Source organism: Streptomyces sp. PsTaAH-137, from assembly GCF_003259365.1.
Classification (GTDB): Bacteria; Actinomycetota; Actinomycetes; order Streptomycetales; family Streptomycetaceae; genus Streptomyces.
The window spans coordinates 428216-450153 of record NZ_QLLY01000004.1 but is presented as its reverse complement, the minus strand read 5'-3'; the positions used below and the strand labels follow the sequence as shown (position 1 = coordinate 450153).

At 69.1% G+C, this 21938-nt stretch carries 20 protein-coding genes; 11 read left to right on the top strand and 9 right to left on the bottom strand.

What is annotated here, in order from left to right; genetic code table 11:
• Positions 1–43: 43 nt before the first annotated feature.
• The 6 genes from murJ to trxA all read left to right on the top strand — a co-directional run bounded on the left by murJ (position 44) and on the right by trxA (position 7321).
• A complete protein-coding gene (gene murJ / locus K377_RS11130; protein ID WP_111663061.1) occupies positions 44–2293 on the top strand; it encodes a murein biosynthesis integral membrane protein MurJ in 2250 nt (749 codons plus the stop codon).
• Between the two features lie 120 nt (positions 2294–2413).
• Positions 2414–4138 (top strand): protein kinase family protein, encoded by a 1725-nt coding sequence (locus tag K377_RS11125; RefSeq protein ID WP_111663060.1) that lies wholly within the window; start codon positions 2414–2416, stop codon positions 4136–4138.
• 45 nt (positions 4139–4183) lie between these two features.
• Positions 4184–4915 carry an RNA polymerase sigma factor SigM gene (gene sigM / locus K377_RS11120; protein WP_111663059.1) on the top strand — a complete coding sequence of 244 codons (732 nt, stop codon included), beginning with the start codon at positions 4184–4186 and terminating at the stop codon, positions 4913–4915.
• The gene (locus K377_RS11115; RefSeq protein WP_111663058.1) at positions 4912–5820 is read left to right on the top strand and encodes a hypothetical protein; all 909 of its coding nucleotides are present in this window, start codon (positions 4912–4914) and stop codon (positions 5818–5820) included. The genes sigM and K377_RS11115 overlap by 4 nt, the downstream gene beginning before the upstream one ends.
• Before the next feature lie 142 nt (positions 5821–5962).
• Complete coding sequence (gene trxB / locus K377_RS11110; RefSeq protein WP_111663057.1) at positions 5963–6940, top strand: thioredoxin-disulfide reductase; 978 nt, start codon at positions 5963–5965, stop codon at positions 6938–6940.
• 48 nt (positions 6941–6988) lie between these two features.
• A complete protein-coding gene (gene trxA / locus K377_RS11105) occupies positions 6989–7321 on the top strand; it encodes a thioredoxin (protein WP_111663056.1) in 333 nt (110 codons plus the stop codon).
• 80 nt (positions 7322–7401) lie between these two features.
• On the opposite strand, the gene K377_RS11100 is transcribed toward trxA, so the two are convergent.
• The 9 genes from K377_RS11100 to rpmH all read right to left on the bottom strand — a co-directional run bounded on the left by K377_RS11100 (position 7402) and on the right by rpmH (position 14414).
• A complete protein-coding gene (locus K377_RS11100; RefSeq protein WP_111663055.1) occupies positions 7402–8019 on the bottom strand; it encodes a GNAT family N-acetyltransferase in 618 nt (205 codons plus the stop codon).
• A gap of 301 nt (positions 8020–8320) precedes the next feature.
• Entirely contained in the window at positions 8321–9433 is a 1113-nt protein-coding gene (locus K377_RS11095) for a ParB/RepB/Spo0J family partition protein (protein ID WP_111663054.1), read from the bottom strand.
• The gene (locus K377_RS11090; protein WP_111663053.1) at positions 9430–10506 is read right to left on the bottom strand and encodes a ParA family protein; all 1077 of its coding nucleotides are present in this window, start codon (positions 10504–10506) and stop codon (positions 9430–9432) included. Before K377_RS11090 ends, K377_RS11095 begins: the two co-directional genes overlap by 4 nt.
• A 317-nt stretch (positions 10507–10823) precedes the next feature.
• Entirely contained in the window at positions 10824–11540 is a 717-nt protein-coding gene (gene rsmG / locus K377_RS11085; RefSeq protein WP_111663052.1) for a 16S rRNA (guanine(527)-N(7))-methyltransferase RsmG, read from the bottom strand.
• A gap of 112 nt (positions 11541–11652) precedes the next feature.
• Positions 11653–12162, bottom strand: a complete 510-nt coding sequence (locus tag K377_RS11080; protein WP_111663051.1) for a R3H domain-containing nucleic acid-binding protein — start codon at positions 12160–12162, stop codon at positions 11653–11655.
• Between the two features lie 53 nt (positions 12163–12215).
• Positions 12216–13529 (bottom strand): membrane protein insertase YidC, encoded by a 1314-nt coding sequence (gene yidC, locus K377_RS11075; RefSeq protein WP_111663050.1) that lies wholly within the window; start codon positions 13527–13529, stop codon positions 12216–12218.
• Between the two features lie 8 nt (positions 13530–13537).
• On the bottom strand, positions 13538–13888 hold the full coding sequence (gene yidD, locus K377_RS11070) for a membrane protein insertion efficiency factor YidD (RefSeq protein ID WP_111663049.1): 351 nt from the start codon (positions 13886–13888) through the stop codon (positions 13538–13540).
• Entirely contained in the window at positions 13885–14256 is a 372-nt protein-coding gene (rnpA, locus tag K377_RS11065) for a ribonuclease P protein component (protein WP_111663048.1), read from the bottom strand. Before rnpA ends, yidD begins: the two co-directional genes overlap by 4 nt.
• A gap of 20 nt (positions 14257–14276) precedes the next feature.
• The gene (gene rpmH, locus K377_RS11060) at positions 14277–14414 is read right to left on the bottom strand and encodes a 50S ribosomal protein L34 (protein ID WP_006381191.1); all 138 of its coding nucleotides are present in this window, start codon (positions 14412–14414) and stop codon (positions 14277–14279) included.
• 417 nt (positions 14415–14831) lie between these two features.
• Between rpmH and dnaA the strand changes: the two genes are divergently transcribed.
• The 5 genes from dnaA to K377_RS11030 all read left to right on the top strand — a co-directional run bounded on the left by dnaA (position 14832) and on the right by K377_RS11030 (position 21714).
• Positions 14832–16907: a chromosomal replication initiator protein DnaA gene (gene dnaA / locus K377_RS11055; RefSeq protein WP_111663047.1), complete on the top strand. Its 2076-nt coding sequence runs from the start codon at positions 14832–14834 to the stop codon at positions 16905–16907.
• A gap of 902 nt (positions 16908–17809) precedes the next feature.
• Entirely contained in the window at positions 17810–18940 is a 1131-nt protein-coding gene (gene dnaN / locus K377_RS11045; protein WP_111663046.1) for a DNA polymerase III subunit beta, read from the top strand.
• A gap of 170 nt (positions 18941–19110) precedes the next feature.
• A complete protein-coding gene (gene gnd, locus K377_RS11040) occupies positions 19111–19986 on the top strand; it encodes a phosphogluconate dehydrogenase (NAD(+)-dependent, decarboxylating) (protein WP_111663045.1) in 876 nt (291 codons plus the stop codon).
• 64 nt (positions 19987–20050) lie between these two features.
• On the top strand, positions 20051–21175 hold the full coding sequence (gene recF / locus K377_RS11035) for a DNA replication/repair protein RecF (protein ID WP_111663044.1): 1125 nt from the start codon (positions 20051–20053) through the stop codon (positions 21173–21175).
• A complete protein-coding gene (locus K377_RS11030) occupies positions 21172–21714 on the top strand; it encodes a DUF721 domain-containing protein (RefSeq protein ID WP_111663043.1) in 543 nt (180 codons plus the stop codon). Before recF ends, K377_RS11030 begins: the two co-directional genes overlap by 4 nt.
• Positions 21715–21938: the final 224 nt, after the last annotated feature.

Sequence of the window (21938 nt, the reverse complement as noted above, 5' to 3'; positions counted from 1 at the left end):
GATGTCGTGGCCGGTGGGCCGGGGACGATGAGGTGGGGTAACCATGAACGCGCCGTACGACGGTGAGCGTGGCCAGGGCTCGGGCGGCTCTGCCTCGGGCGACGGCCGACCGTACGCCGGCTCCCACGGTGCCGGCGGGCAGGTCCCGCCGCCCCAGCCGGCCCCTGACGCGTATCCGCAGGACGCGTACCTCCAGGACGCCTACGACCAGGATCCGTACCGCGGCCAGGACCTGACCGCGCAGGACCCGGTCGGCGAGGCGCTGTACGACCGTGCCGCGCACCCGCCGCCGCCCCCGGGCACGTACCAGGCGCAGCCGCCGCTCTACGCCCAGCCCGCGAACCAGTACCAGCCCGACCCGCGCGTGTGGGCGCAGACGCCCGCGCCTGAGCCGGAGGGCCCCACGCAGTACCTGCCGTACGGCGACGACGCGCGGACCACGCAGTTCGTGGGCGTCGACGACCTGGTGACGCAGGCGAGCGAGGAGCGGCACGAGCCGGACGCCTTCGCGCACCTCTTCCGTGACCAGCAGCCCGGCTACAGCGGTGGTGGCCGTCCGCCGGTCCCGCAGCCGGTCGACGATCCGACCCAGGTCCTCGGCCAGGCCGCGGTGCCCGCCGCGCCGCCCGCCGCCGCGCCCGCACCCGCGGCCCCCAAGAAGGGCGGCCGCGCCTCCAGCCTCATGAAGTCGAGCGCGGTGATGGCGGCGGGCACGCTCGTCTCCCGCCTCACCGGCTTCGTCCGCACCATGGTGATCACCGCGGCGCTCGGCGCCGGACTGCTCGGTGACACCTGGACCGTCGCGTACACGCTGCCGACGATGATCTACATCCTGACCGTCGGCGGCGGCCTCAACTCGGTGTTCGTACCGCAGCTGGTGCGCGCCATGAAGGACGACGAGGACGGCGGCGAGGCCTTCGCCAACCGGCTGCTCACCCTGGTGATGGTGGTGCTCGCCGTCATCACGGCGATCGTCGTCTTCGCGGCGCCACTCCTGATCCACCTGATGTCGAACCCGGTGGCCAGCGACCCGGACGCCGACCGCGTGGGCATCGCCTTCGCCCGCTACTGCCTGCCCACGATCTTCTTCATGGGCGTGCACGTGGTCATGGGCCAGATCCTCAACGCCCGCGGGAAGTTCGGCGCGATGATGTGGACCCCGGTCCTCAACAACATCGTCATGATCTTCACGTTCGGCATGTTCCTGTGGGTCTACGGTCCCTGGTCGCAGACGGGCATGAAGGTCGGCACCATCCCCGACGAGGCCGTCACCCTCCTGGGCATCGGCACCCTGCTGGGCCTGGTCGTCCAGTCGCTGGCGATGATCCCGTACCTGCGCGAGACCGGCTTCCGCTTCCGGCTCCGGTTCGACTGGAAGGGCCACGGCCTCGGCAAGGCCGTCAAGCTCGCCAAGTGGACCGTGCTGTTCGTCCTCGCCAACCAGGCGGGCGTCGTCGTCGTCACCCAGCTCGCCACCGCGGCCGGCAAGGCATCCCCCGTGGACGGCACCGGCATCATGGGCTACTCCAACGCCCAGCTGATCTGGGGCATGCCGCAGGCGATCATCACCGTCTCGGTCATGGCCGCGATGCTGCCGCGCATCTCGCGCTCCGCCCACGACGGCGACTCGGGCGCGGTCCGCGACGACATCTCCTCCGGCCTGCGCACCTCGGCCGTGGCGATCGTCCCCGTCGCGTTCATGTTCGTGGCGCTCGGCATCCCGATGTGCACCCTGCTCTTCGGCTCCAGCGGCATCGAGTCCGCCCAGTCCATGGGCTACATCCTCATGGCGTTCGGACTCGGGCTGATCCCGTACTCCGTGCAGTACGTCGTCCTGCGCGGCTTCTACGCGTACGAGGACACCCGCACCCCCTTCTACAACACGGTGATCGTCGCCGCGGTCAACGCCGCCGCCTCGGCCCTCTGCTACGTGATCCTGCCCGCCCGCTGGGCCGTCGTCGGCATGGCCCTCTCGTACGGTCTCGCGTACGCGATCGGCGTCGGTGTCGCATGGCGGCGGCTGCGCAAGCGGCTCGGCGGCGACCTGGACGGTGCGAACGTCGTTCGTACGTACGCGCGGCTCTGCCTGGCGTCCGTACCCGCTACGGTCATCAGCGGCGGAATCGGGTACGCGCTCACCAAGGCCCTCGGCCACGGCGTGTTCGGCTCGATCGCCGCGCTGCTCGTGGGCTGCGTGGCGCTGCTCGGTGTCTTCTACGTGGCAGCCCGCAAGATGCGAATCGAAGAACTGAATTCACTGGTCGGAATGGTCCGTGGCCGTCTTGGTCGCTGACTCGGCCCGAAGTGCGCACAACCATCGGTGGCCACTGCGTGTCGTGCATAGCGCCGGACTGTGGGCACAATTGGCTTTGGCGTCGCAGTGAGTGCAACGGATGGGGAGGCAGGAACGACGGTGGCGGAACGGAGCACGGCTGCCGTCGACGTGGCCGACAACGGCGGGGACGAACCGCTGACCGCCAAGGCGGACAAGGCGGAGCGAGCCACGGCCGACGGTGTGGTCGACAGCGGGAAGCGGGACAGCACGGCGTCCGGGACGCCGGCGGACACCGCGGAGACGGGCACGCACGTGAGCCCCGGTAAGACATCACCTCCCGAGCTGCACAGCGGGCACAAGCTCGCGAGGCGCTATCGGCTTGAAGAGTGCGTCACACGTCTGGACGGTTTCAGCAGCTGGCGCGCGGTGGACGAGAAGCTGCGCCGCGCCGTCGGCGTGCACCTGCTGCCCGCCGACCATCCCCGGGCGCGCTCGGTGCTGGCCGCGGCCCGCTCGTCGGCGCTGCTCGGCGATCCCCGCTTCGTCCAGGTCCTGGACGCGGTCGAGGAGAACGATCTCGTCTACGTCGTCCACGAGTGGCTGCCCGACGCCACCGAGCTGACCGCGCTGCTCGCGGTGGGCTCGCTGGAGGCGCACGACGCGTACGACATGGTCACGCAGGTCTCGCACGCCATGGCCGCCGCGCACCGCGAGGGCCTGGCCCATCTGCGGCTCACGCCGAGCGCCGTGCTGCGCACGTCGACGGGCCAGTGGCGCATCCGCGGCCTCGCGGTGAACGCCGCGCTGCGCGGGATCACCTCCGACACCCCGCAGCGCACCGACGCCGAGGCGATCGGCGCGCTCCTGTACGCCTCGCTGACGCAGCGGTGGCCGTACGAGAACGACGCCTACGGCCTGGCCGGGCTGCCCAAGGACGTCGGGCTCATCGCACCGGACCAGGTGCGGGCCGGCGTCCACCGCGGTCTCGCCGAGCTCGCCATGCGCGCCCTCGCCAACGACGGGGCCACCGCGTCCCGTCAGGAGCCTCCGTGCACCACGCCGGAGGAGCTGGTGAAGGCCATCGGCGAGATGCCCAAGATCCGCCCGCCGGAGCCCGCGTTCACCGCGCCGCCGGAGTACCAGCGGACCACCTATCAGCAGGGCTCCTACGGCCGTCCTGCCGTGCCCGGCGCCACCCAGATCATCCCCACGCCTCCGCCCCCGTTGCAGAGCCGCACCGGCAAGGCCCTCAAGTGGGCCGTCTCGGCGCTGCTGATCGCCGCCCTGGGTCTCGGCAGCTGGCAGCTCGCGGACGCCCTCATGGACCACGGGAACTCCAGCGGCACGGAGGACACCCACACCACGGACGACGGCGGCAAGGACGACAAGAAGATCGCCAAGCCGATCAGCATCGCGGGCGCCAAGGAGTTCGTCGCCTCGGGCGACGCCCAGGCACCGCAGGACGTCGACAAGACGTACGACGACGACAGTGCCTCCTACTGGCGTACCTTCGCCTTCAAGGACGGCCCCGAGATGGTCATAAAGCCGGGTGTCGGCATCGTCTACGACCTCGGTTCCGCCAAGAACGTCTCTGCCGCGTCGATAAAGTTCCGCTACGCCGGTGACCACACCACGGTCTCGCTGTACGCGTCGAGCTCGCTCACCCCGTCCTCGGTGGACGGTCTGCAGCGGATCGGCCCCAAGACCGACACGACGAACACGTCGGCGAGCATCAAGGCCGACAAGCCGGTGAAGACGCGGTACGTGCTCGTATGGCTGACCGCGCTGCCCAAGGCGGGCCAGGATGGGTACAGCGGCGCCGGCTACAAGCAGGGCATCACGAATGTGAAGTTCACCGGCTGACGCACCGGGGCTCGACGGAGCCCACCACGGGGAGGGGGTTCGGCAGTGGACGACGCCTACGGCGGAGCGAGCGATCAGGACCTCCTCGCCCGCCACGTCGCGGGGGACCAGGACGCCTTCGGCGAGATAGTGCGACGGCACCGGGACCGCTTGTGGGCGGTGGCCCTGCGGACGCTGGGGGACCGCGAGGAGGCCGCCGACGCGGTGCAGGACGCGCTTGTCTCCGCCTACCGCGCCGCGCACACCTTCCGCGGGCAGTCCGCCGTCACGACCTGGCTGCACCGCATCACCGTCAACGCGTGCTTGGACCGGGCCCGCAAGGCGGCCTCCCGCAGAACCTCGCCGATGGACGACACCGAGCGCCTCGAACAGCTTCTGGAGCCCCAGGAGTCCGCGGACGCGCCCGTGGAGCGTGACGATCTGCACCGCGAGCTCCTGGGCGCCCTGGGGTCCCTTCCGGCCGATCAGCGGGCGGTGCTCGTTCTCGTCGACATGCAGGGCTATCCGGTGGCCGAGGCCGCCAGAATCCTCGATGTCCCCACAGGCACCGTGAAGAGCCGCTGTGCCCGTGGCCGAGCCCGGCTGCTTCCTCTTCTCGCGCACCTGCGGACGGAGAGCGGGCCGGAGAAAACCGACGGCGACGGCGACGCCGGCAAGAACCCGCCCCCTGGAAGGAACCGACCGCGGGGGACATCCGTCCCACCCGCAGCGGGACCTCGGGACGAGGCCGGACCACATGACTCGACTGCGGTGAAGGGCGGAGGTGGGCGAGCGTGACATCCACGACCGACACCGCGGAGCACCCTGAGGTCACCGAGATCTCCGATCTTGCCGAGGGGCTTCTGCCGCCGTCCCGCAGCTCCGACATCCGGCGGCACCTCGACGGCTGTGTCCTGTGCGCCGATGTCTACTCCTCGCTGGAGGAGATCCGCGGCCTGCTCGGCACGCTTCCCGACGCACCCCGTATGCCCGAGGACGTCGCCACACGCATCGATGCCGCCCTCGCCGCGGAAGCCCTCCTGGACGTCGTCGCGTACGAGGACGGGGAGAGCGACGAGAGCCGTGAGCGTGAAACGGCTCCTGTTTCACGTGAAACATCGGCCGAGCGTTCCGGTCCCGCACCGCGTCCCGCGGACCGGCCCTCCGGTCACGCCCCCTCCGCCACCGGACCGGGTCGCAGGTCGCGCGTCACCCGGCGCCGCACCGGCGCCGCCATCGGAGCCGTCCTCACAGCCGCCGCCATCGGTACGGGGGTCTTGCTCGCGCAGAGCGGCGGCGACACCTCGACCGTGAGCAAGACGCCGCCCAGCGCCAGTCAGAGCGCGTCGAGCTTCGCCAAGGCCAACCTGGAGTCGAAGGTCTCGGAGCTGCTGCACGAGGGAGACCCGACGACGCTCGGAACCGAGGGCACCAGTCCCAGGCCGTCTCTGAAGAACCCCGAAATCCCGAAGGCCGCGATGACTCCACCGGCCTGCGTCCAGCGCGGTACCCATCGCAACGAGGACCCGCTCGGGTTCAAGCAGGGCACGTACGAGGGGAAAGCCGTCTACCTCCTCGTGCTGCCCCACAGGAGCGATCCGGCGCACCGCGTCACGGCGTTCATCGTCGACGCGTCCTGCGCGGCGAAGAACTCCCCCGCAGCGGGCGAGCTGCTGTACACCCACTCATACAAGCGCGGCTGAACAGCATCCGAAGACGGTCCGGGCGTGCGCCCGGACACGTCGGGAATGCATGCCCCGTAGGATCCGTTGGGTGGGGTGAGAGTCCTGAGAAGAGGCTCCCCCGGCAGTACGCAGCAGTCCCGCAGAGACGAGGAATCAAGCCGTGAGTGACGTCCGTAACGTGATCATCATCGGCTCCGGGCCCGCCGGCTACACGGCGGCGCTCTACACCGCGCGCGCGTCGCTGAAGCCGCTGGTGTTCGAGGGCGCCGTCACCGCCGGTGGCGCCCTGATGAACACCACCGAGGTGGAGAACTTCCCGGGCTTCCAGGACGGCATCATGGGCCCCGAGCTCATGGACAACATGCGCGGCCAGGCCGAGCGCTTCGGCGCCGAGCTCATCCCCGACGATGTCGTGGCCGTCGACCTCAGCGGTGAGATCAAGACCGTGACCGATACCTCGGGCACCGTGCACCGTGCGAAGGCCGTCATCGTCACCACCGGCTCCCAGCACCGCAAGCTCGGCCTGCCGAACGAGGACGCGCTGTCCGGCCGTGGCGTCTCCTGGTGCGCGACCTGTGACGGCTTCTTCTTCAAGGACCAGGACATCGCCGTGATCGGCGGCGGCGACACCGCGATGGAGGAGGCCACCTTCCTCTCGCGCTTCGCCAAGTCCGTGACGATCGTGCACCGCCGTGACACCCTGCGCGCCTCCAAGGCGATGCAGGAGCGCGCCTTCGCCGACCCGAAGATCAAGTTCGTCTGGGACAGCGAGGTCGCGGAGATCAAGGGCGACCCGAAGCTCGCCGGTCTGACGCTGCGCAACCTGAAGACGGGCGAGACGTCCGAGCTGCCGGTGACGGGTCTGTTCATCGCGATCGGCCACGACCCGCGGACGGAGCTCTTCAAGGGCCAGCTCGAACTGGACGACGAGGGCTACCTGAAGGTCCAGGCGCCGTCGACGCGCACGAACCTGACCGGTGTCTTCGGCGCCGGTGACGTCGTGGACCACACCTACCGTCAGGCGATCACGGCGGCCGGCACCGGCTGCTCCGCCGCTCTCGACGCCGAGCGCTTCCTGGCCGCTCTCGCCGACGGCGAGGCCGCCGAGCCGGAGAAGACCCCGACCGCCACCGTCTGACCCCTGACTTCCCCCTCTCGCACCCCCCATAGAAAAGAGGAGCCCGCTGTGGCCGGCAACCTGAAGAACGTGACGGACGCCTCCTTCGACGAGGACGTCCTGAAGAGCGACAAGCCCGTCCTGGTCGACTTCTGGGCCGCCTGGTGCGGTCCGTGCCGCCAGATCGCCCCGTCGCTCGAGGCGATCGCGGCCGAGTACGGCGACAAGATCGAGATCGTCAAGCTCAACATCGACGAGAACCCGGGCACGGCCGCCAAGTACGGCGTCATGTCGATCCCGACCCTGAACGTCTACCAGGGTGGCGAGGTCGCCAAGACCATCGTCGGCGCCAAGCCGAAGGCCGCCATCGTGCGCGACCTCGAGGACTTCATCGCCGAGTAGTTCTCTGTTTCACGTGAAACATGAACGGGCCGACCCGCAAGGGTCGGCCCGTTCGACGCTCCGGTTCCGCAGAAGGGATCTCACAGCGGACGGAGCGCGGGTTCCTTCTGTACCGCTCCGAGAAGCCGGTCCAGCGCCATCTCCACGTCCTCTTTCCACGACAGCGTCGTCCGCAGTTCAAGCCTCAGCCGCGGGTACGAGGGATGCGGACGGACGGTCTTGAAGCCGACGGCCAGGAGATGGTCGGCGGGGAGCAGACAGGACGGCTCTTTCCACTGCGCGTCGCCGAAGGCCTCGATCGCCTTGAAGCCTCTGCGCAGAAGATCCTTCGCGACGGTCTGCACGATGACCCGCCCGAGCCCCTGGCCCTGATAGTTCGGAGTGATCCAGGCCGTCATCAACTGGACGGCATCAGGGGAGACGGGGCTCGTCGGAAAGGAAAGGGACCGCGGGACATAGGCAGGCGGCGCGTAGAGCACGAAGCCGACCGGGACGTCATCGACGTAGACGACGCGGCCGCAGGAGCCCCACTCCAGCAGAACCGCCGAGATCCACGCTTCCTTCTCCAGCTCCGGGGTCCCCGCCTTCACCGCGGCTTGGCCGCTGACCGGGTCCAGCTCCCAGAAAACACATGACCGGCACCGCTTGGGAAGGTCCGGGAGGTTGTCCAGCGTGAGCGGTACGAGCCGACGCCCCATGAAGGCAGTTCCTCGCTTTCTCCGCCGGCCGCAGCGCGGGCGGCTGTCAGAGCGCTTCGTTCCCTGAGCAGACTGCCGACGAACCCGCCGACGGCACCCAGGCCGAGACCTGCGGTCATCAGACCGCTTCGACTCACCGATCGCATGACCCCGCCCCCCTGAGGCACTGCCGGGTGGATGCGCTCTTCCCGATCGCATCGTAACCACGATGCGATTCCCTCGATACCGTAAGAAAGCAAAGAGCGGGCCGTGTTCCGGTACACACCGGACACAGCCCGCTCCCACGCACAGCACAGGACAGTCAGTCCTGTTCGTCGCCCTCGGTCTCCTCGGACTCTTCGGAGAGCCTGCTCTGGAGAACCGGTCCTTCGCCCGGAGCCAGCGAGCCGAGGATGCGCTCCAGATCGTCCATCGAGGCGAACTCGACGACGATCTTGCCCTTCTTCTGGCCCAGGTCGACCTTCACCCGCGTCTCGAACCGGTCCGAGAGCCGCGTCGCAAGGTTGCTCAGCGCCGGGGAGACCCGAGCACCGGCCCGCGGGCCCTTGGCCCGGGTCGTGCTCGTGGGCCGCGACCCCATGAGGGTCACGATCTCCTCGACGGCCCGCACGGAAAGCCCCTCCGCAACGATGCGGTGAGCGAGCCGGTCCTGCTCCTCCGAGTCCTCGACGGAGAGCAGCGCCCGGGCGTGACCCGCGGACAGCACACCGGCCGCCACCCGCCGCTGCACGGCCGGCGAGAGCTTCAGCAGACGCAGGGTGTTGGAGACCTGCGGGCGGGAGCGACCGATGCGGTCCGCCAGCTGGTCGTGCGTGCAGTTGAAGTCCTTGAGGAGCTGGTCGTAGGCGGCCGCCTCTTCCAGCGGGTTCAGCTGAGCCCGGTGCAGGTTCTCCAGGAGCGCGTCCAGGAGGAGCTTCTCGTCGTCCGTGGCCCGCACGATGGCAGGGATGCGGTCGAGCCCCGCCTCACGCGTGGCCCTCCAGCGCCGCTCGCCCATGATGAGCTCGTAGCGCGCCGGCCCCACCTGTCGTACGACGACGGGCTGCAGCAGGCCGACTTCCTTGATGGACGTGACGAGCTCGGCGAGGGCGTCCTCGTCGAACACATCACGCGGCTGGCGCGGGTTGGGCGTGATCGCGTCGAGCGGCAGCTCGGCGAAGTGCGCACCCGCGGGACGCACGAAGTCGTCCGCCGCGCCGTTCACCGACGCCTCGGTTTCCCGTGAAACATCGCTCTGCGACAGCGATGCCACCTTCGCCGCGGCCACTCCGCGCTCTGCCGTCAGCACCGGCATCGAGGCGGGAGAGGAAGAGGCTCCCCCTCCCGAAGCTGCCGGAATCGTCTTCTCAGGGGTGGGGGCAGCCGGAATCAGCGCGCCGAGACCACGGCCCAGTCCCCTCCGTCGGTCGCTCACTGAATCCCCTCCGCGGTGGTCTGCTGGTCAAGTTGAGTGCCCGTGTGGGCATGCTGGGCGTCGTAGTGAATGCCGACGCCACGCAGCGCCATCTCCCGTGCTGCCTCGAGGTAGGAGAGCGCACCGCTCGACCCTGGATCGTAGGTCAGAACGGTCTGTCCGTAGCTCGGCGCCTCCGAGATGCGGACCGAGCGAGGAATGCTCGTCCGCAGCACTTCCTTGCCGAAGTGGTTACGGACCTCGTCGGCGACCTGGGAGGCCAGCCGGGTGCGTCCGTCGTACATCGTGAGCAGGATCGTCGAGACGTGCAGCGCGGGATTGAGGTGCCCGCGGACGAGATCCACGTTGCGCAGAAGCTGGCCGAGGCCCTCCAGCGCGTAGTACTCGCACTGGATCGGGATCAGCACTTCCGCGCCGGCCACCAGCGCGTTGACCGTCAGCAGGCCGAGCGACGGCGGGCAGTCGATGAGGATGTAGTCCAGCGGCTGCTCGTACGCCTGGATCGCTCGCTGCAACCGGCTCTCACGAGCCACGAGGGAGACCAGCTCGATCTCCGCACCGGCGAGATCGATGGTGGCCGGAGCGCAGAAGAGCCCCTCCACATCCGCGACCGGCTGGACGACGTCCGAGAGCGGCCTGCTGTCCACCAGTACGTCGTAGATGGAGGGCACTTCGGCGTGGTGGTCGATCCCCAGCGCCGTCGAGGCGTTGCCCTGTGGGTCCAGGTCGATCACCAGAACGCGTGCACCGTGCAGCGCGAGCGACGCGGCAAGGTTGACCGTCGTCGTGGTCTTGCCGACCCCGCCCTTCTGGTTGGCCACCACCATGACGCGGGTCTGCTCAGGACGTGGCAGGCCCTCGCCCGCACGGCCAAGAGCTTCCACTGCCAGTTGGGCAGCGCGACCGATGGGTGTGTCGTCCATCGGGGGCGGTGTTTCACGTGAAACATCCTCCCCCGCCGACTCGGTGCGGGGACCGGGGACCGGATCGGTCATCGGTCCCGCGATGTTGGCGTCGGACCGCAAGGATTCACTCTCCTCGACTTCAGGCTCGCAATGAACAGAGCCTCCCATGCCTTCGGGGTCGAGAACCAGCGAGGCCCGGTCTTCTGTGGATGAATCCCCTTCTGTGGACAACTCCGTGCCCGTCACAGAGGACGATTCGAGAGTTCCGAGGGGCTTACGGTCGCGGGGAGCGGCCGCTGCGCGGCCGCGACTGATGATGCCATGCAGCAGTGAGCGACGTTTCACGTGAAACACGATGCACCGCGGCACAGCACGCACTCGTGCGACACCCCGAGATGCGTATGTTTGACAGCTTTTGTGGAGTACCGCTGGTTCTCACTATGGATCAGCGGTACTCATCACGGCCGGGTCAGGCGCTCAGCGACTCAACGCCTGCGCCGAGCACGCCCCGTACGAGCCGCCTTGGCCCGCTTGGCGGCGAAGCGCACACCGCCGGGGCTCTCCCCGACCTCCACCCGCACCACGGTCGAGAGCGGATCCACCACGCCCTCACCGACCTGCAGCACCGAGGTCGCGACGGCACCGAGCTTGCTCAGGGCCGCACCGGCACTCTTGACCTCTTCCTCGGCCGTGTCGCCCTTGAGCGCCAGCATCTCTCCGTACGGCCGCAGCAGCGGAACACCCCACGCCGCGAGCCGGTCGAGCGGTGCCACGGCGCGGGCCGTGACGACATGGACGGGCGGCAGCTTGCCGAGGACTTCCTCGGCCCGGCCGCGCACCACGGTCACATGGTCGAGCCCGAGCAGTTCGACGACCTCGGTGAGGAACGTCGTACGGCGCAGCAGCGGCTCCAGGAGGGTGATCTTCAGGTCAGGGCGGACCAGCGCCAGCGGGATGCCCGGCAGCCCGGCACCCGAACCGACGTCGCAGACGGTCACGCCTTCGGGTACGACCTCGGAGAGCACCGCGCAGTTCAGAATGTGCCGCTCCCACAGGCGCGGCACTTCGCGGGGGCCGATGAGGCCACGCTGCACTCCCGCGTCAGCGAGAAGCTCCGCGTACCGGACCGCGTCCGGGAAGCGCTCGCCGAACACCTCCCGAGCACGCTCCGGAGCCGGGGGGAGTTCTGCTGCCTCCGTCACGGGGACCGTCCTTCCGTACCTCACCGCTCCACCGCGTGGGTGGCTCTGATGAACAGGCTGACAAAGATCGGCCCCGCCTGCGAACAGACGGGGCCGGAGAGCGACGTACCGCTCAGGCAGGAAGCACGACGACGAAGCGCTGCGGCTCCTCGCCCTCGGACTCGCTGCGCAGTCCGGCGGCCTTGACCGCGTCGTGCACGACCTTGCGCTCGAACGGCGTCATCGGCTGCATCTTGACCGGCTCGCCGCTGTTCTTCACCTCGGCCGCGGCCTTGGCGCCCTGCTCGGTGAGCTCGGCACGCTTCTTGGCCCGGTATCCGGCGATGTCCAGCATCAGCCGGCTGCGGTCGCCGGTCTCCCGGTGCACCGCGAGACGGGTCAGCTCCTGAAGCGCCTCGAGGACCTCACCGTCACGGCCGACCAGCTTCTGCAGGTCGCGGCTGTTCGCGTCGCTGACGATGGACACCGCGGCACGGTCGGCCTCGACGTCCATGTCGATGTCACCGTCGAGGTCGGCGATGTCCAGCAGACCCTCGAGGTAGTCCGCAGCGATCTCACCCTCCTGCTCGAGGCGGGTCAGGGTGTCGCCACCCTCAGGAGCGGAGGTGGTGCCTTCCGTCACGGGAGGACTCCTTCTTGAGTCAAAGGCTTACGCCAGCGTCTTACGTCGAGGTCTTACTTCTTGGACGGGGACTTGGGCCGCTGCGGCCCGCCCTTTCGCTGCCCGGACTTGGCCTTGCTCCGCGCCTGGTTGCCACCGGCCGGCTTGGCCTTGGCGGCACCCTGACCGTTCTGCGGCTTGGCGGCGGCGTCCGACTCGGCCGCGTCCTTCTTCTCCAGCGACGGCTTGCCGGAGTCCTGCGCGGTGCCGTCGGACTTGGCCGCGGTGGGCCCCGACTGGCGCTGCGACTTGGACTGGCGCTTGGGCTGCTGGCGCTTGGGCGCACCCGAGGGCGTGCCGTCCTCGTCCAGGACAGCGGTGGACGTGCCGGCCACCACGGTGCCGTCGGCCTGGGCGGCGAGGCTGGCCTTGGTCAGACCGTTGATGAACTTGCGCTCGTACTCGTTGCGGTCCCGGCCCTTGGCGACGATCGCCTTGACGATGTTCCGCTCGCGCTTGGTGCGGGTCGCGCCGTGACCGACCACGTGCTTCTGCAGGCCCTCCAGCATCTTGGCCTGGGCCTTGCTGCCGGGGGTGGGGTTCCGGCTGATCACGTACATCTGCTGGCCCATGGTCCACACGTTGGTGGTCAGCCAGTAGACGAGGACACCGACGGGGAAGTTGATGCCCATGAACAGGAAGATGACCGGGAAGACGTACATCAGCATCTTCTGCTGCTGCATGAACGGCGTCTTGACCGTGAGGTCGACGTTCTTCGTCATCAGCTGACGCTGCGTGTAGAACTGCGACGCCGACATCATGATGATCATGACCGCCGTGACGACGCGGACGTCCATCAGCGTGGCGCCCATCTTGGCGACCTCGTCGGCGGTGTCCATGAACTTCGCGGCCAGCGGGGCACCGAAGATGTGGGCCTTCTGCGCGCTGTCGAGCAGCGACTGGTCGATGACGCCGATCTTCTTGTTCTCGGCGATGCCGGCCAGCGTGTGGTAGAGCGCGAAGAAGAACGGCGACTGCACGAGGATGGGAAGGCACGAGGAGAGCGGGTTGGTGCCCGTCTCCTTGTACAGCTTCATCATCTCTTCGGACTGACGCTGCTTGTCGTTCTTGTACCGCTCCTGGATCGCCTTCATCTGCGGCTGGAGCAGCTGCATGTTCCGCGTCGACTTGATCTGCTTCACGAAGAGCGGGATCAGGCAGATGCGGATCAGCACCACCAGGGACACGATGGAGAGACCCCAGGCCCATCCAGTGTCAGGGCCGAAGATGGCCCCGAAGACCTTGTGGAACTGGACGATGACCCAGGACACCGGGGTCGTGAGAAACGCGAAGACACCAGAAATCGCGTTGACGATATCGGAAATCATGTCCCTGATCAGGCTCCTTGGGCATGGGGCGGGGTCGCTGCGGACGGGCTGTCCTGGGCAGTGGCGCTGTCGTCCTGAACGACGGGGGCCGCTTTCTTGTCCCCGCGCAAGGCGTCGCGGAGCATCTCGTGCCAGCGCGGCCGCTTACGCGGCGGAACGTGGTCGACACCACCGTGGGACCACGGATTGCACCGGAGGATCCGCCAGGCGGTGAGGGCTGTTCCCTTGATCGCGCCGTGCCGGTCGATGGCCGTGAAGCCGTAGTGGGAGCACGACGGGTAGTACTTGCACACGGGACCGAGCAGCGGACTGATGGTCCACTGGTAGATCTTGATCAGTGCAAGCAGTGGGTACTTCATCGCGCGCCCCCTCCCAGCAGCCGCTGCAGGGCGGCATCCAGGTCTCGGGCCAGCTGTGCGTGGGAGGCGTCACCCGCACCGGGCAACGCACGTACGACTACCAGGCTACCTGGGGGCAACTGAGCCACCCGGTCGCGCATGAGGTGTCGAAGCCTGCGCTTCACCGTGTTCCGTACGACGGCGCCGCCCACGGCCTTGCTCACGACGAAACCCGCACGCGACGGGGGAACGCTCTCCCCAGGCACGTGCGGGTCCGTTGAACCGCTGCGTAGGTGGACGACGAGAAGCGGGCGTCCGGCCCGACGGCCTCGTCGTACCGCGGTCGCGAATTCTTCGCGCCGCCTCAGCCGATGCTCGGTAGGCAGCACGTCATGACCTGTTTACGCGATCAGGCGGACAGGCTGGCGCGACCCTTGCCACGGCGGTTGGCGAGGATCGCACGACCGGCGCGGGTCCGCATGCGAAGGCGGAAACCGTGGGTCTTGGCGCGACGACGGTTGTTCGGCTGGAAGGTGCGCTTGCTCACTCGGGGGCTCCTGAAAAACGTGGGTTGGCGGGACATCGCCTGGCTGTCACCGTGCGCCCACGAGTAGCTCGCAATACGCCCGAGTGCACCGCTAGACGGACCACAGAGAAGCTGAAAAAACTCGTGGACCGTGACCTTGCCCATCGGAGGCAGGCGGCAGCAGCCATCGACAACTCGACCTGGTTACGGTACGCGCGGCTACGCCATCCGGTCAAACCAGCGTCACGCGGGAGACACTGTCCACAGGCTGGGGACAACAACTTGAACCGCAGCGGTCGCGCTGACTACCGTGGCTGAACTCCGATTCGTTCCCTTCTCACCACCCCACCCGGTTTCCTTCCCGATCCGGCTCCGGCCTCCCCACCCAATCCGTCCCAGGAATCACACGTTCGTGGGACCAGCGAGAGAGCGTGCCCTGTGGCTGACGTACCTGCCGATCTTGCCGCAGTGTGGCCACGAGTTCTGGAGCAACTCCTCGGGGAAGGCCGCGGGCAGGGCGTCGAGACGAAGGACGAACACTGGATCAAGCGCTGCCAGCCCTTGGCCCTCGTCGCCGACACGGCCCTCCTGGCGGTGCCCAACGAATTCGCGAAGGGCGTACTCGAGGGCCGGCTCGCGCCGGTCGTGAGCGAGACCCTCAGCCGCGAGTGCGGCCGCCCCATCCGGATCGCGATCACGGTCGACGACTCCATGGGCGAGCCGCCCGCGCCCCCGGCCCCGCCGGTCCAGCAGCAGCGCTACGAGGAGTACGAGAGCTACCCGGACACCGAGCCGTCCTCCGCGCCCGGTCAGGGACACGAGCCGTACGAGAGCCGTGACACCCGCGACACCCACGACTCCTACACCGGCCGTGACGCCTACGGCGGCTACGACCCGTACGAGCGCCGGGGCGGGGACGACCGCGGCCAGGGCGGCCAGGCCGTCACCCGCGGCGACCAGCGCGACCAGCAGCAGCCCTCCCCGCGCGAGCGGGACCGTGAGCGCGAGGACCAGCTGCCGACCGCCCGCCCCGCCTACCCGGACTACCAGCGCCCCCAGCCCGGCGCCTGGCCCCGGCCGCAGCAGGACGACTACGGGTGGCAGCAGCAGCGGCTCGGCTTCCCCGAGCGCGACCCGTACGCGACGCCCCCGCAGCAGCCCCAGCACGACTACCGGCAGCAGGAGCGCCCGCCCTACGAGCCGCAGGGCTACGAGTCCGAGCGCGGCCGCTACGACCAGCAGCCGGAGCGCTCGCCGTACGAGCAGAAGCCGGTGGACCGCCCCTCCTACGAAGAGCGCTCCCCTTATGAGGAACGCGGCGGCTACGACGCGGCGCCGCGCGAGAGCCGGCGGCGGGACGGCGGCGAGCCCACGATGGGCGGCCGCCCCGGGCACGACGGCGGGCCCGGCCGCGGTGTGCCGTCGGGTGCCCCCGGTCCGCTGGCCGCGCAGCCGGCGCCCGCGACGGGCCCCGGTGAGCCGACCGCGCGCCTGAATCCCAAGTACCTCTTCGACACGTTCGTCATCGGCGCGTCGAACCGCTTCGCGCACGCGGCCGCGGTCGCCGTCGCCGAGGCGCCGGCCAAGGCGTACAACCCGCTCTTCATCTACGGGGAGTCGGGTCTCGGCAAGACGCACCTGCTGCACGCCATCGGTCACTACGCGCGCAGCCTCTATCCGGGCACGCGCGTGCGGTACGTGAGCTCCGAGGAGTTCACCAACGAGTTCATCAACTCGATCCGCGACGGCAAGGGCGACTCCTTCCGCAAGCGGTACCGCGAGATGGACATCCTGCTCGTCGACGACATCCAGTTCCTCGCGGACAAGGAGTCGACGCAGGAGGAGTTCTTCCACACCTTCAACACCCTCCACAACGCGAACAAGCAGATCGTGCTCTCCAGCGACCGGCCGCCCAAGCAGCTGGTGACCCTGGAGGACCGGCTGCGGAACCGTTTCGAGTGGGGCCTGATCACGGACGTCCAGCCGCCCGAGCTGGAGACCCGTATCGCGATCCTCCGCAAGAAGGCGGTGCAGGAGCAGCTCAACGCGCCGCCGGAGGTCCTGGAGTTCATCGCGTCCCGCATCTCGCGGAACATCCGTGAGCTGGAAGGGGCGTTGATCCGCGTCACGGCGTTCGCCTCGCTCAACCGGCAGCCGGTGGACCTGGGCCTCACGGAGATCGTCCTGAAGGACCTGATCCCCGGCGGCGAGGACGCGGCTCCCGAGATCACGGCGTCGGCGATCATGGCGGCGACCGCGGACTACTTCGGGCTCACGGTGGAGGATCTGTGCGGATCCTCGCGCAGCCGCGTGCTCGTGACGGCCCGGCAGATCGCGATGTACCTGTGCCGTGAGCTGACGGACCTCTCCCTGCCGAAGATCGGCGCGCAGTTCGGCGGCCGCGACCACACGACCGTGATGCACGCCGACCGCAAGATCCGCGCGCTGATGGCCGAGCGGCGCTCCATCTACAACCAGGTCACCGAGCTGACCAACCGCATCAAGAACGGCTGACAGCGGGCCGCTGACGGCTCTCGTACGTCCCTGAAGGGCGCTCCGGAACAACTCCGGGGCGCCCTTTTCGGTGTCTCCGGGGGCGCGGCGCGGGCCCCCGAGCTGAGCCGGTGTTCGATTCCGCAGCAAGTTACGGGGGTTCTCCACAGATGTGCCGGGTTTTTCCGGTCCACACCCTGGGGACCGGAAAGTTGTCCAGACGGCATCCACAGCGCAGGCGCATGACAGGGCATCAGCCCAGCTCAGAGGGCTGTGGATTCGTGGACAGACGATCTCCACACCCTGTGGACAGATTTTTCTTCCACAGGCTGTGCATGCCGTTGTCCACCGCCGACCCACAGGATGCCAGCTGTTGTGCACAGTGATCCGGAGCTTCTCCACACGGCTGTCCACTGTTCGGCAACGCGACGCGCCTCATCACCGTCGCGAGTGAAAGGCGTCACACCAAGGGGGTCGGTTGGGCTGTGGGGAACGCGGGCAAAGCTGGGGACGGCGCTGGGGAGAAGTCGCCTCAGCCTGTGCATCGGGTGTGCAGAACTTTCGCCCGTCCACAGAAGTGCCCTGTTTTCCACGGCCGCGGCCCACAGGCGCAGTGGACAAAAAACCGCCTCTGACCTGCGAAGAAGAGGTTTTCCACGGTTTCCACAGCCCCTACTACTACTGACAACTAGAGAGAGCTGGGAATCCGTATCGAAGCGGGGGCTGTGCACAACTCGCTCTCGGCACCTCGACCGCGCCTCGGCATGACTTGACCGAGGAAGGCACCAGCTGTCAGTGCGGTGCGTCAGACTGGTCCCCGGTGTTCATCCCCAGCTGTGGGTCGATCGACACCGACGTCAGCCGACGAAGACCGAAGACCGATGCAGGGCGAGAGCAGCCAGCAACAGCAGGAGGCGGCTTAAGTGAAGATCCGGGTGGAACGCGACGTACTCGCGGAGGCGGTGGCCTGGGCGGCGCGCAGCCTTCCGGCACGACCGCCTGCGCCCGTCCTCGCGGGCCTTCTGCTGAAGGCCGAGGAGGGCGCGCTCAGCCTGTCGAGCTTCGACTACGAGGTCTCGGCACGCGTCTCCGTGGACGCGGAGATCGACGAGGAGGGCACGGTGCTCGTCTCCGGCCGCCTCCTCGCCGACATCTGCCGCGCCCTGCCCAACCGCCCGGTGGAGATCTCCACAGACGGTGTACGGGCGACCGTGGTCTGCGGCTCCTCGCGATTCACACTCCACACGCTTCCTGTGGAGGAGTACCCGGCGCTGCCGCAGATGCCGACCGCCACGGGCACCGTCCCGGGCGACGTCTTCGCCTCCGCCGCGCAGCAGGTGGCCATCGCCGCCGGCCGCGACGACACGCTGCCCGTCCTCACCGGTGTGCGCATCGAGATCGAGGGCGGCACGGTGACCCTGGCGTCCACCGACCGCTACCGCTTCGCCGTGCGCGAGTTCCAGTGGAAGCCGGAGGACGACGAGGCGTCCGCGGTCGCCCTGGTGCCCGCCAAGACGCTCCTGGACACCGCCAAGGCCCTCACGAGCGGCGACACGGTCACCCTGGCGCTGTCCGGCTCGGGCGCGGGCGAGGGCCTCATCGGCTTCGAGGGCGCGGGCCGTCGCACGACCACCCGCCTCCTGGAGGGCGACCTCCCGAAGTACCGCACGCTGTTCCCGACGGAGTTCAACTCCGTGGCCGTGATCGAGACCGCCCCCTTCGTGGAGGCCGTCAAGCGTGTGGCCCTGGTCGCCGAGCGCAACACCCCGGTGCGGCTCAGCTTCGAGCAGGGCGTGCTCATCCTGGAGGCCGGCTCCAGCGACGACGCACAGGCTGTGGAAAGGGTCGACGCCCAGCTGGACGGCGACGACATCTCCATCGCCTTCAACCCGACGTTCCTGCTGGACGGCCTGAGCGCGATCGACTCCCCGGTCGCCCAGCTGTCGTTCACGACGTCCACCAAGCCCGCGCTGCTCTCCGGCAAGCCGGCCGTGGACGCCGAGGCGGACGACGCGTACAAGTACCTGATCATGCCGGTGCGGCTGTCGGGCTGAGGCCACCGCGGGGCGGGCCGCTCCCGGGTTCACCGGAGCGGCTTTGCCCACAGGTGGGCGGGAGCGTCCGGGTTTAGGCTCGGACGCGGGTACGAGACGGCACGCAGGCGTGCGTGCCCGTACCGCTCCACCCACCACCTCACGCCCCGTCGCAACGTAAGGAACCACTGATGGAGCTCGGTCTCGTCGGCCTCGGCAAGATGGGCGGCAACATGCGCGAGCGCATCCGCCGCGCAGGCCACACCGTCATCGGCTACGACCGCAATCCGGACCTCGCGGACGTCCACAGCCTCGAAGAGCTTGTGGGCAGCCTCAAGGGCCCGCGCGTGGTGTGGGTGATGGTCCCCGCCGGCGCCGCGACCCAGTCCACCGTCGACGAGCTGGCCGACCTGCTCGAGCCGGGCGACGTCGTCGTCGACGGCGGCAATTCGCGCTGGACGGACGACGAGAAGCACGCGGTCGAGCTCGGCATCAAGAACATCGGCTTCGTCGACTGCGGCGTCTCCGGCGGCGTCTGGGGCCTGGAGAACGGGTACGCGCTGATGTACGGCGGCGCGGCCGAGGACGTCGCCAAGGTGCAGCCGATCTTCGACGCGCTGAAGCCGGAGGGCGACTTCGGTTCGGTCCACGCGGGCAAGGTCGGCGCGGGCCACTTCGCGAAGATGGTCCACAACGGCATCGAGTACGCCATGATGCAGGCCTACGCCGAGGGCTGGGAGCTCCTGGAGGCCGTGGACTCGGTGACTGACGTCCGTGAGGTCTTCCGCTCCTGGCAGGAGGGCACGGTCATCCGTTCCTGGCTGCTCGACCTCGCCGTCAACGCCCTCGACGAGGACGAGCACCTGGAGCAGCTGCGCGGCTTCGCGCAGGACTCCGGCGAGGGCCGCTGGACGGTGGAGGCCGCGATCGACAACGCGGTGCCGCTGCCCGCGATCACCGCGTCGCTCTTCGCGCGCTTCGCGTCCCGCCAGGACGACTCGCCGCAGATGAAGATGATCGCCGCGCTGCGCAACCAGTTCGGCGGTCACGCCGTCGAGAAGAAGTAATCCACAGCTGTAGACAACCGCTGTTCAGAACGTTCGGAACGTTGGGGGAGGTCGGCCCACGACCATGCACGTCACGCATCTGTCACTGGCCGACTTCCGCTCGTACGCCCGGGCCGAGGTCGCCCTCGACCCGGGCGTCACCGCGTTCGTGGGCCCCAACGGCCAGGGCAAGACGAACCTCGTCGAGGCCGTCGGCTATCTGGCCTCCCTGGGCAGTCACCGCGTCTCCTCCGACGCGCCCCTGGTGCGCATGGGCGCCGAGCGCGCCGTCATCAGGGCCCAGGTGCGCCAGGGCGAGCGCCAGCAGCTGATCGAGCTGGAGCTGAACCCCGGCAAGGCCAACCGCGCCCGTATCAACAGGTCCTCGCAGGTCAGGCCGCGTGACGTGCTGGGCATCGTCCGCACGGTGCTGTTCGCCCCCGAGGACCTCGCGCTCATCAAGGGCGATCCCGGAGAGCGCCGCCGCTTCCTCGACGAGCTGATCACCGCCCGCTCGCCGCGCATGGCCGGGGTGCGCTCCGACTACGACCGCGTCCTCAAGCAGCGCAACACGCTCCTGAAGTCCGCGGCCCTCGCCCGCCGCCACGGCGGCCGCACCATGGACCTGTCCACGCTCGATGTGTGGGACCAGCACCTCGCGCGCGCGGGCGCGGAACTGCTCGCCCAGCGGCTCGACCTCATCGCGACACTCCAGCCGCTGGCCGACAAGGCGTACGAGCAGCTGGCCCCCGGCGGCGGACCGGTCGCCCTGGAGTACAAGCCGTCCTCGCCCGACATCGTCGGCCACGCGCGCGAGGAGCTGTACGAGCAACTGCTCGCGGCTCTGGAAGGCGCCCGCAAGCAGGAGATCGAGCGGGGCGTCACGCTCGTAGGACCCCACCGGGACGAACTGCTGCTCAAGCTGGGCCAGCTCCCCGCCAAGGGGTACGCGAGCCACGGCGAGTCCTGGTCGTACGCGCTGGCGCTGCGCCTGGCCTCGTACGACCTGCTGCGCGCCGAGGGGAACGAGCCGGTGCTCGTCCTCGACGACGTCTTCGCCGAGCTGGACGCCCGCCGCCGCGAGCGCCTGGCGGAACTCGTCGCGCCCGGTGAGCAGGTCCTGGTGACGGCCGCGGTCGACGACGACGTCCCCGGCGTGCTGACCGGCACCCGGTACGCGGTCTCCGAAGGCACCGTGGAGCGGCTGTGAGCGGCGACCAGCCGAAGCCGCAGCCCGAGGGCGGACCCGAGCCGTCCGGCGTCGACCTCGCGCGCGTGGCGCTGCGTGCGGCAAAAGAAGCGGCACGCGCGCGTGGTGCCTCGGCGCAGCAGAAGAAGCAGGCGCGGCGCGGCGGCGGACTGCGCTCCGGTGCGCGTGCCGACGGCCGCGACCCGATGGGGCTCGGCGCCGCCATCAACCGGCTGATCACCGAGCGCGGCTGGGAGGCGCCGGCCGCCGTCGGCGGGGTGATGGGCCGCTGGCCGCAGATCGTGGGTGAGGATCTCGCCAAACATTGCGTGCCTCAGAAGTACGACGAGGACGAGCGCGTCCTGGTGGTGCAGTGCGACTCGACGGCCTGGGCGACGCAGGTCCGGATGCTGGCTCCGCAGCTGGTCAGGCGCCTGAACGAGGACCTCGGGCACGGCACCGTGCGCCGCATCGACATCAAGAATCCCGGTGGTGGCCCCCGCCGCTACGGCCCCCTGCGCGCCCCCGGAAGCACCGGTCACGACTCCACCTTCGGGTGAGAGCGCGGTCACGGTAGCTGCTGGTTGACACCTCGAAGCGCTGAGTGCCGCTGTGAGCCTCTTGGAGCCCCTTTCCGAATGGGGGGAGTCGGCCGAGACCGGTTGAGGGCGGCACGTGCGGACTCAGGTACCGGCAAACCCCCATCACTGTCGGCGCTACCGGTACACTGGAGAGCAATCCCGCCCCACTTGTGGGACGCACCGAGCAAAGCTGACTAGGGCCT